The sequence below is a fragment of the Desulfatiferula olefinivorans genome, assembly GCF_054657895.1.
This window is the reverse complement of sequence record NZ_BAAHXV010000123.1, coordinates 1-418: the sequence shown is the minus strand read 5'-3', so window position 1 is coordinate 418 and position 418 is coordinate 1. Positions and strand designations below refer to the sequence as shown.

The following is a 418-nucleotide window of genomic DNA, read 5'->3' as shown; positions in this document are numbered from 1 at the left end:
GGCGCGGCGTTTAGCCGTCGCCTGCAAGCGATGGTTATGTTTTTTTATTATTAAAAAGACTCCCATTTGATTGGAGCATCGCACATATCTTCAACAATTGTGTGGTAGGTAAAATCTATCCAGTTCACGAACGTTTCAAAATTATTGGTATTAGGCCAAGATTCCCTTCCAAAAGGATACTTATCCAGCTCAAACTTAAAAAAATATTCAAATTTATCTTCAATTAACGTTTTTATTTCATCAATATTTTTTACTTCCTCTATTAAAAAAAGGCTTCCATCGTTTCTACGCTCATTGAGTTTATAAACATATTCGGATGTTTCATGTTGATTTAACCAATCAATGAAAGGTTGCTTGGGTTGAAACAATAAGGCAGTACGATTTATTATTTTCATAGTTTTGTCATTTCAATAGAAAC

The 418-nt window shown here is 33.0% G+C and carries 1 protein-coding gene; it reads right to left on the bottom strand.

Going from position 1 to position 418, the window contains the following annotated elements; translation table 11 throughout:
- Positions 1–50: 50 nt before the first annotated feature.
- Positions 51–395 carry a hypothetical protein gene (locus tag ACYQ11_RS22150; RefSeq protein ID WP_459926013.1) on the bottom strand — a complete coding sequence of 115 codons (345 nt, stop codon included), beginning with the start codon at positions 393–395 and terminating at the stop codon, positions 51–53.
- Between the last annotated feature and the right edge of the window lie 23 nt (positions 396–418).